This is a genomic window from Zestomonas carbonaria (assembly GCF_904061905.1).
Lineage (GTDB): Bacteria > Pseudomonadota > Gammaproteobacteria > Pseudomonadales > Pseudomonadaceae > Aquipseudomonas > Aquipseudomonas carbonaria.
Map to the genome: position 1 here is coordinate 1 of NZ_CAJFCI010000111.1, position 409 is coordinate 409.

Genomic DNA, 409 nt, shown 5'->3' on the forward strand with positions numbered 1-409 from the left:
CTCATAACAGACGGCGAGCTCGGGGTTTTTATCGACACCATACTTCCCCTCATTGAAGGTGGTATACAGCTTCCACAAGCTGTCGTTATCACCCAGTGCTGCTGCTTTCTGGAAATACAACAAGGCTGTAGGAGTATCTTTCATGAAATTCAGGTAATGCCGTCCCAATATATGGCCTGCCTCTGCCATATCCTGCGACAAGGCACATTCCAACATCTTCACCGCGATGTCATAACCCGGTTGGCGTTCGGCTTTTGGCAGTTGGGCAAAGGCATTACGCAGTGCTTCACCGGCGGCCAGTTGTCCATGACGGTTACCAAGATCGGCGGCCCTGCGGAAATAACTTAGCGCCGCGACCTTATCCTGCTTTACCCCGATCCCTTGTTGCAGCATCACCCCCATCAGGTAG

General features: G+C 52.3%; 1 protein-coding gene. It reads right to left on the bottom strand.

Translation table 11 applies throughout. The annotated features are described in order from the left end of the window. On the bottom strand, positions 1-409 hold a 409-nt coding region (locus tag PSEWESI4_RS24900), incomplete at both ends, for an SEL1-like repeat protein (RefSeq protein WP_187673928.1).